The 12,851-nt window shown below is 71.5% G+C and carries 9 protein-coding genes; 4 read left to right on the forward strand and 5 right to left on the reverse strand.

What is annotated here, in order from left to right; all coding sequences use genetic code 11:
- Window positions 1-183 precede the first annotated feature (183 nt).
- Window positions 184-1,458, reverse strand: coding sequence for a SpoIIE family protein phosphatase (locus ACIO6U_RS10940; RefSeq protein ID WP_391041812.1), 1,275 nt, complete (start codon window positions 1,456-1,458; stop codon window positions 184-186).
- A gap of 206 nt (window positions 1,459-1,664) precedes the next feature.
- Complete coding sequence (locus tag ACIO6U_RS10945) at window positions 1,665-2,174, reverse strand: MarR family winged helix-turn-helix transcriptional regulator (protein ID WP_355339742.1); 510 nt, start codon at window positions 2,172-2,174, stop codon at window positions 1,665-1,667.
- Between the two features lie 376 nt (window positions 2,175-2,550).
- Here ACIO6U_RS10945 and ACIO6U_RS10950 point away from each other — a divergent pair, with 376 nt between their 5' ends.
- Window positions 2,551-3,444 carry a phosphatase PAP2 family protein gene (locus tag ACIO6U_RS10950; protein WP_401718494.1) on the forward strand — a complete coding sequence of 298 codons (894 nt, stop codon included), beginning with the start codon at window positions 2,551-2,553 and terminating at the stop codon, window positions 3,442-3,444.
- A 164-nt stretch (window positions 3,445-3,608) separates the two neighbouring features.
- On the opposite strand, the gene ACIO6U_RS10955 is transcribed toward ACIO6U_RS10950, so the two are convergent.
- Both ACIO6U_RS10955 and ACIO6U_RS10960 read right to left on the reverse strand, forming a co-directional pair.
- Entirely contained in the window at window positions 3,609-5,111 is a 1,503-nt protein-coding gene (locus ACIO6U_RS10955) for a DEAD/DEAH box helicase (protein WP_391041817.1), read from the reverse strand.
- 267 nt (window positions 5,112-5,378) lie between these two features.
- A complete protein-coding gene (locus ACIO6U_RS10960) occupies window positions 5,379-5,582 on the reverse strand; it encodes a cold-shock protein (protein ID WP_161307368.1) in 204 nt (67 codons plus the stop codon).
- Between the two features lie 428 nt (window positions 5,583-6,010).
- Between ACIO6U_RS10960 and ACIO6U_RS10965 the strand changes: the two genes are divergently transcribed.
- The 3 genes from ACIO6U_RS10965 (at window position 6,011) to ACIO6U_RS10975 (ending at window position 11,765) form a co-directional block, all read left to right on the forward strand.
- The gene (locus ACIO6U_RS10965) at window positions 6,011-6,703 is read left to right on the forward strand and encodes a hypothetical protein (RefSeq protein ID WP_401717642.1); all 693 of its coding nucleotides are present in this window, start codon (window positions 6,011-6,013) and stop codon (window positions 6,701-6,703) included.
- A 665-nt stretch (window positions 6,704-7,368) separates the two neighbouring features.
- The gene (locus ACIO6U_RS10970; protein WP_391158589.1) at window positions 7,369-9,450 is read left to right on the forward strand and encodes a glycosyl hydrolase family 28-related protein; all 2,082 of its coding nucleotides are present in this window, start codon (window positions 7,369-7,371) and stop codon (window positions 9,448-9,450) included.
- 335 nt (window positions 9,451-9,785) lie between these two features.
- Complete coding sequence (locus tag ACIO6U_RS10975; protein WP_355339728.1) at window positions 9,786-11,765, forward strand: amino acid transporter; 1,980 nt, start codon at window positions 9,786-9,788, stop codon at window positions 11,763-11,765.
- Between the two features lie 65 nt (window positions 11,766-11,830).
- Here the strand turns inward: ACIO6U_RS10975 and ACIO6U_RS10980 are convergent, their stop codons facing one another.
- Window positions 11,831-12,709, reverse strand: a complete 879-nt coding sequence (locus tag ACIO6U_RS10980; protein WP_401717646.1) for a helix-turn-helix transcriptional regulator — start codon at window positions 12,707-12,709, stop codon at window positions 11,831-11,833.
- Window positions 12,710-12,851: the final 142 nt, after the last annotated feature.

The raw sequence follows: 12,851 nt of genomic DNA on the forward strand, positions 1-12,851 counted from the left end.
TAGCGCGGCCGCAACACACGGGCCACGCGTTTCGCACGGGTCACGCGTACCGCGCCTCGGCCCAACCGCCTTAACTTCAGCCACTTTTTCCCCAACACCCCCGGAAGCTAAGGCCGGTTGTGGACCGCCCGAGGGCGGGACCGCCACAGTTCTGTAACAGCGGCGGGGCCCGGGGCCACCGGATCAGGAGGGCAGGCGGCGCGCGCGGGGGTGGAGGCGGGCGGCGAGCACGGCGACGTCGTCCTCGGCGCGGGTGGCGTCCAGCCGGGTGAGGACTTCGTCCAGGACGGCCTGGATCGCGGCGCCCGGCGGGAGCCGCAGATCGGCGAGGCGGGCCAGGGAGACGTCGATGTCCTCCTTGCGCCGCTCGACCAGGCCGTCGGTGAACATCACCAGCGTCTGGTCGGGGGTGATGTCACGGGTGGTCAGCTCGTAGCCGCCGACGCCCGTGCCCAGCGGCGGCCCCACGGGCAGGTGCAGCAGGCTGCCCGCGCCGTCCGCCGAGAACAGCACCGGCGGCAGGTGCCCCGCGCTGACCAGTGCCACGCTGCCCCGCGCCGGGTCGACCCGGACCAGCAGGCATGTCGCGGGGCGGCGGGTGCCGTCCTCGGCCACGGCCGCGTCGAGCTGGCGCAGCACGCGGTGCGGCGGCAGATCCGCCGAGGCCACGTACCGCAGCATCGAGCGGTACGCGTTCATGTCCACGGCCGCGTCCAGGCCGTGGCCCATCACGTCACCGATCACCAGCAGCGTCCGGCCGAAGCTGAGCCGTACCGTCTCGAACCAGTCGCCGCCCACCAGGCTCCCGCCGCCCGCCGGGAGATAGCGGGTCGCGATGTCCAGGTTCGGGTGCGGGCGCCGGGGCTCGGCCAGCAGCGCCCGCTGGAGATTCAGCGCCGTGCTGTGCGCCGCCGTGTGCTGCCGCGCGTGGCTCAGGTGCACGGCCGCCAGGCGCGCCGCGTAGTGCACGGCCGCCGTCTCCTCCGCCGTGAACCCCCGCCGGCCCGCCCGTACCGCCAACAGCGCGCCGTACAGCCGTCCGTGCGCCAGCAGCGGCATCGACACCGCCGTACGCGGCAGACTCCCGTCCGCGTCCGCCGTCGCCGTGATCGGATGCCCCTCGTCCAGCGCCCGCACCGACAGCGACCGCGCGCTCAGCGGCGTCCTCGGCTCCAGCAGCTCCGACCTGCCCGCCGCCGCCGTCCGCGTCAGCGCCGGCTCCTCCGGCCGCCGGTCCGCCGGTACGTCCTCGGGCAGCAGGTCCACGGCCGCCGCGTCGCTCACCCGGCGGCACAGGAAGCCGACCAGCTCCGCGCAGGTCGTCTGCTCGTCCAGGGTGCTTCCGATGGCCTCGACCGCCTCCTCCGCCACCCCGAACCGGCCCCCGTCCGTGCCCTCCGCCACCCCGAACCGGCCCCCGTCCGTGCCCTCCGCCTCCCCCTCGACCGGTCCGCTCACCACTCCACGCCGCCTCTCCCACCGTTCGCCCTGGCGGGCACCCCCTGATCCTTCCAGGGCCCCCGCCGCTGCCCCCGTTCCCACGTGCCCGTCCCCCGGTCTTTTCCGGGCCGGGCCCCCTGTGCGTCGGCTCCGGGCGGGTGGGTGAGCCCGGCGGTCCTCAAAAGCGCCCGCCCGCGCACGGTGAACGGACCGGGCCCGGGGCCCTACAGGGGCGAGCCGTCCCGGGCGGGGGCGGGGCCGTCGAGGAATTCGGCGAGCCGGAAGAGGGCGGGAAGGGCCGCGCGCACCGCCCGAAGGTCAGCATCGGGCAAAGCTTCAAGCGCGGCGTCCATCCGCCGCTCGTGCGCCAGCGTCCACGCGGCGAGCCGCTCCCGCCCGGCAGCGGTGAGCGTGACGACCGAGGCGCGCCGGTCGGCGGGATCGGTCTGCCGGGCGACGAGCCCGGCGGCGATCATGGGCCCGATGAGCCCGCTGACGGTGCTGGCGGCGAGCCGTCGCCGGACGGCCAGATCACCGATGCGGGCGGGCGAGTGCTCGCCCAGGACCTGCAACAATTCCACCTGGGCCATGGGCAGCGCCTCCCACGGGTCGTCCCCGCCGACGGACACCCGAAGGGCACGGCGGAGCCGGGTGACGGCCTCGGTGAGCAGCCGGGCGTCGGCGGACTTGCTGAGCGGTCGCGGCGGGGAAACCGCGGGGTGGTGCGGGGACATGCCCTTGAGCGTAGGCCCTGGCATGTCACGGACCACCTGTCCGCGGCCTCTCAGGAGCGGGACGGGACCCCGTCGCGGCGGGCGGTGACTCGTCACTTCGGCGCCACCCGGACGACGGAAACTTCGGTGTCCGATGTAATCTCGTCCGAGTCCGCCGGCCACGGCCGGACCGTACGGCGAGAGTGAAAACCTTCATGCTGCTGGCGTATCCCCCGAGTCCCGCACAAGGTGCCCGGCACCCGGGACGGGTCCTGCCCGCAGCCGCGCCGGAGGGCGGCCGATGACGTCCCCGACGCGCAACGCGCCGCGTACGGACGGCGCGCGGACGGACGGACCCCGTACGGACGGACCCCGTGGCGACGAGCCCCGCACCGGCATGCTCCGCAAGGACGCGGCCCCGGAGCCCGAGGCCGCACCCGAGTCCGGGTCCGCGCCCGCCGAGGCCCCCAGGAGCAGATTCCGCCGCCTCGGCCCGCTCCTGCCCGCCCGGCTGCGCCGCCTCGGCCGCCCGCACCTGCTGGTCGAACTGGTCTTCAGCGTGGTGCTGTACAAGACGTACTCGCTGACCCGCCGCGCCGCGCCCGAGCACCACGAGGCCGCGCTGCACCGCGCCACGGACATCCTCAACGCCGAGCGCAAGCTGCACGTGAACATCGAGCTGACGATCAACCACGCGATCGACAAGATCGACTGGCTGATCGTCGGCATGAACTACTACTACGCGACGCTGCACTTCATCGTGACCCTCGGCGTCCTGATCTGGCTCTACGCCCGCCACCCCGCCAGCTACCGCAGCGCGCGCACCGCGCTGTACGCGGCGACCTTCGTGGCCCTGATCGGCTTCACCTTCTTCGCGCTGGCGCCGCCGCGCCTGATGGAGGGCCAGGGCTTCATCGACACGGTGGTCACGCACCATACGTGGGGCTCGTGGGACAACGACGACGTGTCGTCGCTGTCGAACCAGTACGCGGCGATGCCGTCCGTCCACATCGTGTGGTCGGCCTGGAGCGGTCTGACGGTCGCGGCACTGGCCCGCAGAACGTGGGTCAGGGTCCTGGGCTTCCTGTACCCCTTCTTCACCTTCACCGTCATCCTCGCCACCGGCAACCACTTCCTCGCCGACGCCGTGGCGGGCGCCCTCACCCTGGCCCTGGGCTTCCTCATCCAGCGCCTGCTGCTCGGCCGCCCCGCCTACCTCTACCCGGCCCCCGACCCGCTCCCGCCGGGCCCCCTGGGTCCGGTGGGCGCCCGCACGGGCACCAGGCAGTAGTCCGCGCGCCGCCGACGAACGCGCGCGCACCGCGGGCCGCGAGGACGAACGCGGCCAGGACGCACGAGGGCCCGAGCCGTGTCGAACGGCTCGGGCCCTCGTCGTGCGTGTGCTGCCGGTCGTGCTGGTGGCGCCGGTCGTGCTGGTCGCGCGCCCCTGAGGGGTTACGCGGCGCCGCGCATCGGGGACGAGCGGCGGCGGGACTGCGACGTCGGACGGCCGCGGCGGGCGCGGGAGGACGGCGCGCCGGAGCGCTGCGGGCGGTCGGCGACCGGGTTGGTGATGGTGACCGGGATGCCGGACGGCGCCTGGGCGCCGGTGATCCGGGTCAGCTCGGCCTCGCCCGACCGCACCTGGGCCACCTGCGGCGCGATCCCCGCGTTGGCCATCAGACGGGTCATCTCACGGCGCTGGCTGGGCACCACGAGCGTGACGACCCGGCCGGACTCGCCCGCCCGCGCGGTGCGTCCGCCGCGGTGCAGATAGTCCTTGTGGTCGCTCGGCGGGTCGACGTTCACGACGAGGTCGAGGTTGTCGACGTGGATGCCGCGGGCCGCCACGTTCGTGGCGACCAGCACCGTCACGTGCCCGGTCTTGAACTGCGCGAGGGTACGGGTGCGCTGCGGCTGCGACTTGCCGCCGTGCAGCGCCGCCGCCCGTACACCGCTCTTGAGCAGGTGCTGGGTGAGCTTGTCGACGGCGTGCTTGGTGTCGAGGAACATCAGCACCCGGCCGTCGCGCGCCGCGATCTCGGTGACGGTCGCGTACTTGTCGGCGTCGTGGACGTGCAGCACGTGGTGCTCCATCGCGGTGACCGTGCCCGCCGACGGGTCGACGGAGTGGACCACCGGGTCGGAGAGGTAGCGCCGCACGAGCTGGTCGATGTTGCGGTCGAGCGTGGCGGAGAACAGCATTCGCTGGCCGCCGGGCCGCACCTGGTCGAGCAGCTCGGTGACCTGCGGCATGAAGCCCATGTCGGCCATCTGGTCGGCCTCGTCCAGCACGGTGATCGCGACCCGGTCCAGCCGGCACTCGCCGCGGTCGATGAGGTCCTTGAGCCGTCCGGGCGTCGCCACGACGATCTCCGCGCCGCCGCGCAGCGCGCTGGCCTGGCGGCCGATGGACATGCCGCCCACGACGGTGGCCAGCCGCAGCCGCAGCGTGCGGGCGTACGGGGTCAGGGCGTCGGTGACCTGCTGGGCGAGTTCCCTGGTCGGGACCAGGACCAGCGCGAGCGGCTGCCGGGACTCGGCGCGCTGCCCCGCGGTACGGGCCAGCATCGCCAGGCCGAAGGCGAGCGTCTTGCCGGAGCCGGTGCGCCCGCGGCCCAACACGTCACGTCCCGCGAGGGTGTTGGGCAGCGTGGCGGCCTGGATCGGGAACGGTACGGTGACGCCCTGTACGGTCAGCGCGTTCAACACGGCGTCGGGCAGGTCGAGTTCGGCGAAGGACTCGACGGCGGGCAGCGGCGGGGTGACCGTCACCGGCAGGGCGAACTCGCCCTGCGGCGCGGAGGGCCGCCGTCCGTAGCCGCCGGAGCGGGAGCCGCCGCCGCTACGGGACTGGCCGCCGGAGCGGCCGGAGCCCGAGCCGGAGCCGCCCGTACGGGAGGAACCACCCGTTCGGGTGCGGCTGAAACGGTCGTTCGTGCGAGATGTGCGGTTCAAAGGAACCCTTCCTCGATGCGACACGTATCGAGGATTTCCCGGCGGCCGTGAGGCGGCGGGGACAATCGCAAGAACGAGCCGGATAAAAAGCGAAACGAAGCCGGTCGGGACATTTCCTCCCGTGGCTTCGACATTTCCGCGCCATGAAAAAGCCGTGGAAAACGGCGGAACGCGGTGGAAATCCGTACAACGCAACAAGCCGGGACCCGCACCCCAAGGCGCGGGCCCCAGCTATATCGCTGAACGTGTCAGGCGTATTCAGACGCGTCAGGCGGGAACGATGTTCTCGGCCTGCGGGCCCTTCTGGCCCTGGGTGACGTCGAAGGTCACCTTCTGGCCTTCCTGGAGCTCACGGAAGCCCTGGGCGGCGATGTTCGAGTAGTGGGCGAAGACGTCGGCGCCGCCGCCGTCCTGCTCGATGAAGCCGAAGCCCTTTTCAGCGTTGAACCACTTCACGGTACCGGAAGCCATATTAATCTCCTTCAGGGGCAGTACATCGAAGCCCGCGGATTACGGACCCCGTGTCGCCGCAATGATTGCCCCGTTCAGGAAAGAACAGCGGAAATACAAAAGTGCACCTATCGGCACGTATGCCGATGAAGGAGCACTTGTAAGTCTTTGGGAACCACAACTGCAACTGAAAACAACGGTACCACGGAACCAGATTTTCGCCGGGTAAAACGCGTCACACCCCGCCCCGGCGCGCCCCACGGGGTGTCGTCGGGGTGCCGACGGGGGTGTCGTCGGGGTGCCGACGGGGGTGTCGTCGGGGTGTCGTCGGCCCCTCGCCCGGGCGAGGGGGCGGCCGGGCGCGCGCGCATCACGATCGCGCCCGTATCCCGGCCCCAGGGGCCGTTACGGCTGTCGCGGGCACAGGTTCATCGGCCATACTTCGCGCCGTGGAGCAGAAAACAGGTCCGAACACCCCGCCGATACCGCCCGCCGGAGTCGACCCGGCGTACATACCCGGCCTGACGCCCCCCGCGCGGTCCGCCGCCGAGGTGCCCGCGCCCGTGGTGGACGACGACGCCCCGGAGGACGCGCCCCCGCCCCCGGCCGCGCCCGAGGCCGAGCCGGAACCGGCGGCCGAGGCCGTGCCCGAAGCCGCCGTCGAGGCCGTGGCCGAGGACACGGGCGCGGTGGACGACGAGGACGCGACGGAGGAGGACACCGGCCCGGTGTTCTCGGTCTCCGACCGCCGCGGCTCGATCACCGCCGACCGCACCGGCATCACCTTCAAACTGGACGGCGAGACCGCCGACTTCGGCTGGGACGAGATCGGCGCCGTCGAGATCGACACCCCGCGCTTCGGCCGCCGCTTCTCCGTCACCGTCTACACCTCGACCCGCCGCTGGTTCGACACGGACGTCGAGGCGCCCTCCAAGCCGCTGCTCAAGACCTGGGCGGCCGAGCTGGACGCGGTGCTGGACACGTACTTCGAGGACGACAAGCCGGAGGCGGCCGACGCCACGGACGACGTGGAAGAGGTCGAGGAGGCCGAAGAGGCCGACACGACCGACGCCACGGAGAAGGCCGACGAGAAGAAGGCCGCCGAGAAGAAGGCCAAGGCCACCGAGGACGCCGAGGCGTAGCCGTACCGTCGTGGACCGCGCCGGTTCTCACCCTCCGGCGCCGGTTCCCACCCTCCGGCGCGGGGCACCGCATACCGCCGACGTACCCGGCGCCGTACGCCACCGCGGGCGACGCGTTGAGCGAGGTGCCGACGGAGACGCGCCACCGGCAGGGCTCTGGTCGCGGCGGATGTCGACCGTCGCCAGGTGCAGCCGTCCGGCGTCGTCCGTGAGGCCGTGGCCGGTGAAGTAGAGCAGGACGGGGGCTTCCGCGTCGTGCCCCGGCGCGGTCGACTGCCGCAGCCCCGCGCCCTCGTGCTCGTGCTCGTGCTCGTGCTCGTACGGAGCGATCAGCGGAGCAAGTCGCCGCCCCACGCCTCGTCGCCTCCCCCGGGTACCGCTCTTCGTGCCTGCGCGCCCGCGCGCCTGCGCGTCCGCGCGGCACCGAAGTCCCCCCGATTCTGCCCCTGTTGGCACCCCCGCCGGGGCCGCTTCCCGGCAATCGCTCCGGCGCGGAGGCGGGGACGCCTGCAACAGGAGTTGCAGGTGATTGCAAGAAGTCAACCAACGGGCGTAGTTCGACAGCAGGGTTACGAAATCATTTCGCATGAGCCTTGTGGAACCGGACGCGCGCGCCCTAATGTCACCTCACCCTCTCGGCAGGTCTCGACAGAAACGAGCTTTCGATGTCACGGAGCAGCACAGGCGCTGTGGTGGAGTGGTCGGGCAGACCGCGGCGAAGAGCCGCGGTCGTGGTCGCGACGGCGACCGCGGTAGCCGTCGGGTTCAGCATCATGGCCGGTGGTACGACCGCCCTGGCGGGTACGGGATCGGGCGGAACAGGCGGCGGTACGGCCCCGGTGGTGACGCGGGCCGCGCTCGACCCCTCGCTCGTCGCCGGCCGCGGCGCGAACGTCGGCTTCGCGGAGCAGGAGGCGGAGAACGCCGCGACGAACGGCACGGTCATCGGCCCCGGCCGGGACGCGTACACGCTGCCCGCCGAGGCGTCGGGCCGCAAGGCGGTGTCGCTGAAGCCGGGCCAGTACGTCGAGTTCACCCTTCCGAGTGCCGCCAACGCGATCAACGTGCGGTACAGCATCCCGGACGCGCCGACCGGCGGCGGCATCACCTCGCCGCTCGACGTGACGGTGAACGGCAAGGACCGCAAGGCCCTGACGCTCACCTCGCAGTACGCGTGGCTCTACAACCTGTACCCGTTCTCGAACGACCCGGGCGCCGACGTCCTGCACCCCGACTACTGGGTGACCGAGTGCGCCTGCGTGCCCCAGGACACCACGCCCGCACCGGTGTTCGCCAAGCCGTTCCGCCCCAACCACTTCTACGACGAGCAGCGGCTGTCGCTGGGGAAGACGTACCGCGCGGGCGACAAGGTGCGGCTCCAGGTCCCGGCGGGCGCCACCGCCGCGACCACCACGATCGACCTGCTGGACTCGCAGCTCGTCGCGCCGCCGAAGATCGACCTGATCGCGGCCAACGTCCTCGCCTTCGGCGCCGATCCGACCGGCCGCCGCGACTCGGCGAACGCCATCGACAAGGCCATCGCCTTCGCGAAGCTCACGCACCTGAAGGTGTACATCCCGCCGGGCACGTACCAGGTGAACCGGCACATCGTCGTCGACAACGTGACGATCGAGGGCGCGGGTAGCTGGTACACGATCATCAAGGGCCGCCAGGTCGACCTCGCCACCCCGGCGCCCGACGGAAGCGTCCACACCGGTGTCGGCTTCTACGGCAAGGACGCCTCGAAGGGCGGGAGTTCGAACGTCCACCTGTCCGGCTTCGCGATCCAGGGCGACGTCCGGGAGCGCATCGACACCGACCAGGTCAACGGCATCGGCGGCTCGCTGAGCAACTCGACCATCGACGGCCTGTACATCCAGCACACCAAGGTCGGCATGTGGTTCGACGGGCCGATGAGCAACCTGAGGATCACCAACAACGTGATCGTCGACCAGATCGCCGACGGCATCAACTTCCACACCGGCGTGACGAATTCGACGGTCTCCAACAACTTCCTGCGCAACACCGGTGACGACGCGCTCGCGCTGTGGTCGGAGAAGACCGAGGACGCGCGCAACACCATCGACCACAACACCGTGCAGACGCCGGTGCTCGCCAACGGCATCGCGCTCTACGGCGGCACGGACAACACCGTCTCCAACAACCTGATCGCCGACCCGATCCGCGAGGGCAGCGCCATCCAGGTCGGCTCCCGCTTCGGCTCCGAGGCGTTCACCGGCCACCTGTGGATCACGGACAACACCACGGTCAGGGCGGGCACGTACGAACTGAACTGGAACATCGGGCTCGGCGCGATCTGGTTCTACGCGCTGGAGAAGAACATCGACGCGGACATCCGGGTGACCGGGGACAACTTCCTCGACAACACGTACAACGCGATCATGCTCGTCGCCGACTGGCCGGTGAAGGACCTGTACTCGGTCACCAACGTCCACTTCAAGGACATCAAGGTCGACGGCACCGGTACCTCGGTGGTCAGCGGCCGGGTGGCGGGCTCCGCGTCCTTCGAGAACGTGGTCGCGCGCAATGTCGGCGCCGTCGGCGTCAACAACTGCGGTTCCTTCAACTTCACGCCCGCGGGCTCGGAGTTCTCCCTGACCGACCTCGGCGGCAACACCGGCGGCGGTACGACCGGGCCGTGGTTCGCGTCGTGGGAGCTGCCGAACACGATCACCTGCGACGACCGCCCGCCGGTCGTGGCACCGCCGGCTCCGTCGGCGTGGTGACGGCTGCCCTTCGAGGAGCGCGCGGTGAGGAGCGCGCCGTGAGAAGCGCGCGCTGAGCGACACCCCGTGACAAGCGCCTCGCGCGAAGTCCATACGGAGATCCGTACAGGTTTCGCGCGGGGCCGCTAAGAAAGCGTTAAGACTCGCGGGCCGCGGTGGCCGGCGCGCCGGGACAGACCCCGGCAAAGCCCCCACCGTCCCGATGAAATGCCTGGTCGGCCGCCCGGAACACCCCGGGCGGCCGATCATGTGTCAGCGGGGCAGGGGTGCGTACGCTGGCCGGGCCGTCATCCGCGATGGCCCGACCGATCCGCCGCACCCCAGGAGCCCTCCGGATGACCACGACCGTCCCGCCCGAGCGGTCCTCGACGCCCCCGCGCAGCCGCTTCAGGGCCTGGCTGCTCGAAGGTCTCTCCGACATGGGCAAGCACCAGTCGGGCGGCGGCGGGGCGGCGGAGCGGGAAGCCGCGCCCGCCCACAAGGGCCAGCGCTGGTGGCGGGTGATGTGCCTGACCGGCGTGGACTACTTCTCCACCCTCGGCTACCAGCCCGGCATCGCGGCGCTCGCGGCCGGGCTGCTGTCGCCGATCGCGACGGTCGTACTGGTCCTGGTCACGCTGGCGGGCGCGCTGCCCGTCTACCGGCGGGTCGCCGAGGAGAGCCCGCACGGCGCGGGCTCCATCGCGATGCTGGAGCGGCTGCTGTCGTTCTGGAAGGGCAAGCTCTTCGTCCTGACGCTGCTGGGCTTCGCCGCCACCGACTTCCTGATCACCATCACCCTTTCGGCCGCCGACGCCTCCACCCACCTGGTGGAGAATCCGCACTTCGCCACGGCGCTGCACAGCCACCAGATGGTGATCACGCTGGTCCTGGTCGCGCTGCTGGGCGCGGTGTTCCTCAAGGGCTTCCTGGAGGCCATCGGGATCGCCGTCGTCCTGGTCGGGCTCTATCTGGCGCTCAACGTGGTGGTCGTCATCGCCGGCTTCTGGCACGTCGCGACCGCCGGGCACGTCGTCACCGACTGGTCGCACGCGCTGACCGCCGAGCGGGGCAACGTCTTCGTCATGATCGGCGTGTCCCTGCTGATCTTCCCCAAGCTCGCGCTCGGCATGTCCGGCTTCGAGACCGGCGTCGCCGTCATGCCGAACGTCGCGGGCGACCCCGGTGACACCGAGGAGCGGCCGGTCGGCCGGATCCGCGACACCAAGAAGCTGCTCACGACGGCCGCGCTGATCATGAGCGTCTTCCTAATCTGCACCAGTTTCATCACCACCGTGCTGATCCCGAAGAAGGAGTTCGAGACCGGCGGCAAGGCCAACGGCCGCGCGCTGGCGTATCTCGCCCACGAGTACCTGGGGTCGGTCTTCGGCACGGTCTACGACTTCTCCACCATCGCCATCCTCTGGTTCGCGGGCGCCTCCGCGATGGCGGGCCTGCTCAACCTGATGCCGCGCTACCTTCCGCGGTACGGCATGGCCCCGCACTGGGCGCGCGCGGTGCGGCCGATGGTGCTGGTCTTCACGCTCGTCGCCTTCCTCGTCACCTGGATCTTCGACGCCAGCGTCGACAAGCAGGGCGGCGCGTACGCGACCGGCGTCCTCGTCCTGATGAGCTCGGCCGCGCTGGCCGTCACGATCGCCGCCCGCAAGGCCGGGCAGCGGCGCTGGACGGTCGTCTTCGCCGTGATCTCGGTGGTCTTCCTCTACACGACGGTCGTCAACGTCGTGGAGCGGCCCGACGGCGTCAAGATCGGCGCCTGCTTCATCGCCGGGATCATCCTCGTCTCGCTGCTGTCCCGGCTCGCCCGCGCCTTCGAACTGCGCGTCACCAGCGTGGAGTTGGACGACATGGCCACGCGGTTCGTCCGCGACATCGCCAGCCGCCGCATTCGCTTCATCGCCAACGAGCCGGGGCTGCGCGACGCGGCCGAGTACCGCGACAAGGTGCACCAGATCCGCGCCGACAACGACATCCCGCCCGAGGACGACCTCGTCTTCGTCGAGGTCACCGTCCTCGACGCCTCCGAGTTCGAGTCCGCCCTGCGCGTCACCGGGCATGTCCTGCACGGCCGTTACCGCGTGCTGTCCCTGGAGAGCTCGTCCGTCCCCAACGCGCTGGCCGCCCTTCTCCTCCACGTCCGCGACACCACCGGCACCAAGCCGCACATCTACTTCGAGTGGACCGAGGGCAGCCCCTTCACCAACTTCCTCCGCTTCTTCCTCTTCGGCCACGGCGAGGTCGCCCCGGTCACCCGCGAGGTCCTGCGCGAAGCCGAGCCCGACCGCTCCCGCCGCCCCCGCGTCCACGTGGGTTAGTCCGCGCGGGCAGACCGCGCGGGTTTGTCAGCGCGCCTCAGACCGCGTGCGTCAGCCCGCGTGCCTCAGACCGCGTGATCGGCGGCCTCGCGGTCGTTGGTCGCGGCCCAACTGGCCAGCAGATCAAGGGCGTCACGCGCGGGCGTGCCGGGTTCCGCGCTGTAGGCCATGATGGTCAGCCCGGTGTCGGCGGGCAGCTCCAAGGCGTCGTAGGCGAGGGTGAGTTCGCCGACGACGGGGTGGTTGAGGCGTTTGACTCCGCCGCGGTGCAGGTGGACGTCGTGGGTGGCCCAGCGGGTGCGGAACAGGTCGCTCCGGGTGGCGAGTTCTCCGACCAGGTCGCTCAGGGCCCTGTCGTGGGGGTCGCGCCCGGCTTCGGCGCGCAGGATCGCGACGGTGCCCGCCGCCATCCGCTCCCAGTCGCGGTAGAAGTCGGTGGCCGCGGGGTCCAGGAACATGAAGCGGGCCACGTTGGGCGGTCGCCCCGGGGTCGCGAGGACCGGGCCGAGGAGCGCCCTGCCGAGTCGGTTCGTGGCCAGGATGTCCAGGCGGCGGTCGCGTACGTAGGCCGGGGTCGTCGTGGACATGGAGTCCAGGATGCGCTGGATGCTGGGGCGCACATGAGGCTTCGGGGCGCGGGCGGCGGGTGTCCGCGCTCCGGAACCGGCGGCGCGGGCCAGGTCGAACAGGTGGGCGCGTTCGGCCTCGTCGAGGCGGAGGGCGCGCGCGAGGGCTTCCAGGACGCCGTCGGAGACGCCGCGGGCGTTGCCGCGCTCCAGCTTGATGTAGTAGTCGGCGCTGACGCCCGCCAGCAGCGCGACCTCCTCGCGGCGCAGCCCGGTCACCCGGCGGAATCCGCCGCCGACCGGCAGGCCGGCTTGTTCCGGGGTGATCCCGGCGCGGCGCGAGGTGAGGAAGTCGCGGAATTCGGTGCGGGCGTCCATGCGTCCAACCGTACGGCCGTTTTCGCCCGCCTGACAGGCTCCGTCAGTACCTGTAACAGCAGGAATCCCCTGGTGAGAGGCCATGGGCAGCGGTTCGTGCCACGGTGGGAAGGGAAGGCGATCCGCCGTCCCGGAGCAGGCG

Source organism: Streptomyces sp. NPDC087422 (assembly GCF_044744145.1).
GTDB lineage: Bacteria > Actinomycetota > Actinomycetes > Streptomycetales > Streptomycetaceae > Actinacidiphila.

Excerpts from the sequence above, each read along its gene's own strand:
- ACIO6U_RS10945 (WP_355339742.1), bottom strand. The coding sequence starts at position 2,174 with ATGTCCCCGCACCACCCCGCGGTTTCCCCGCCGCGACCGCTCAGCAAG.
- ACIO6U_RS10950 (WP_401718494.1), top strand. The coding sequence starts at position 2,551 with ATGCTCCGCAAGGACGCGGCCCCGGAGCCCGAGGCCGCACCCGAGTCC.
- ACIO6U_RS10960 (WP_161307368.1), bottom strand. The coding sequence starts at position 5,582 with ATGGCTTCCGGTACCGTGAAGTGGTTCAACGCTGAAAAGGGCTTCGGC.
- ACIO6U_RS10970 (WP_391158589.1), top strand. The coding sequence starts at position 7,369 with ATGTCACGGAGCAGCACAGGCGCTGTGGTGGAGTGGTCGGGCAGACCG.
- ACIO6U_RS10975 (WP_355339728.1), top strand. The coding sequence starts at position 9,786 with ATGACCACGACCGTCCCGCCCGAGCGGTCCTCGACGCCCCCGCGCAGC.
- ACIO6U_RS10980 (WP_401717646.1), bottom strand. The coding sequence starts at position 12,709 with ATGGACGCCCGCACCGAATTCCGCGACTTCCTCACCTCGCGCCGCGCC.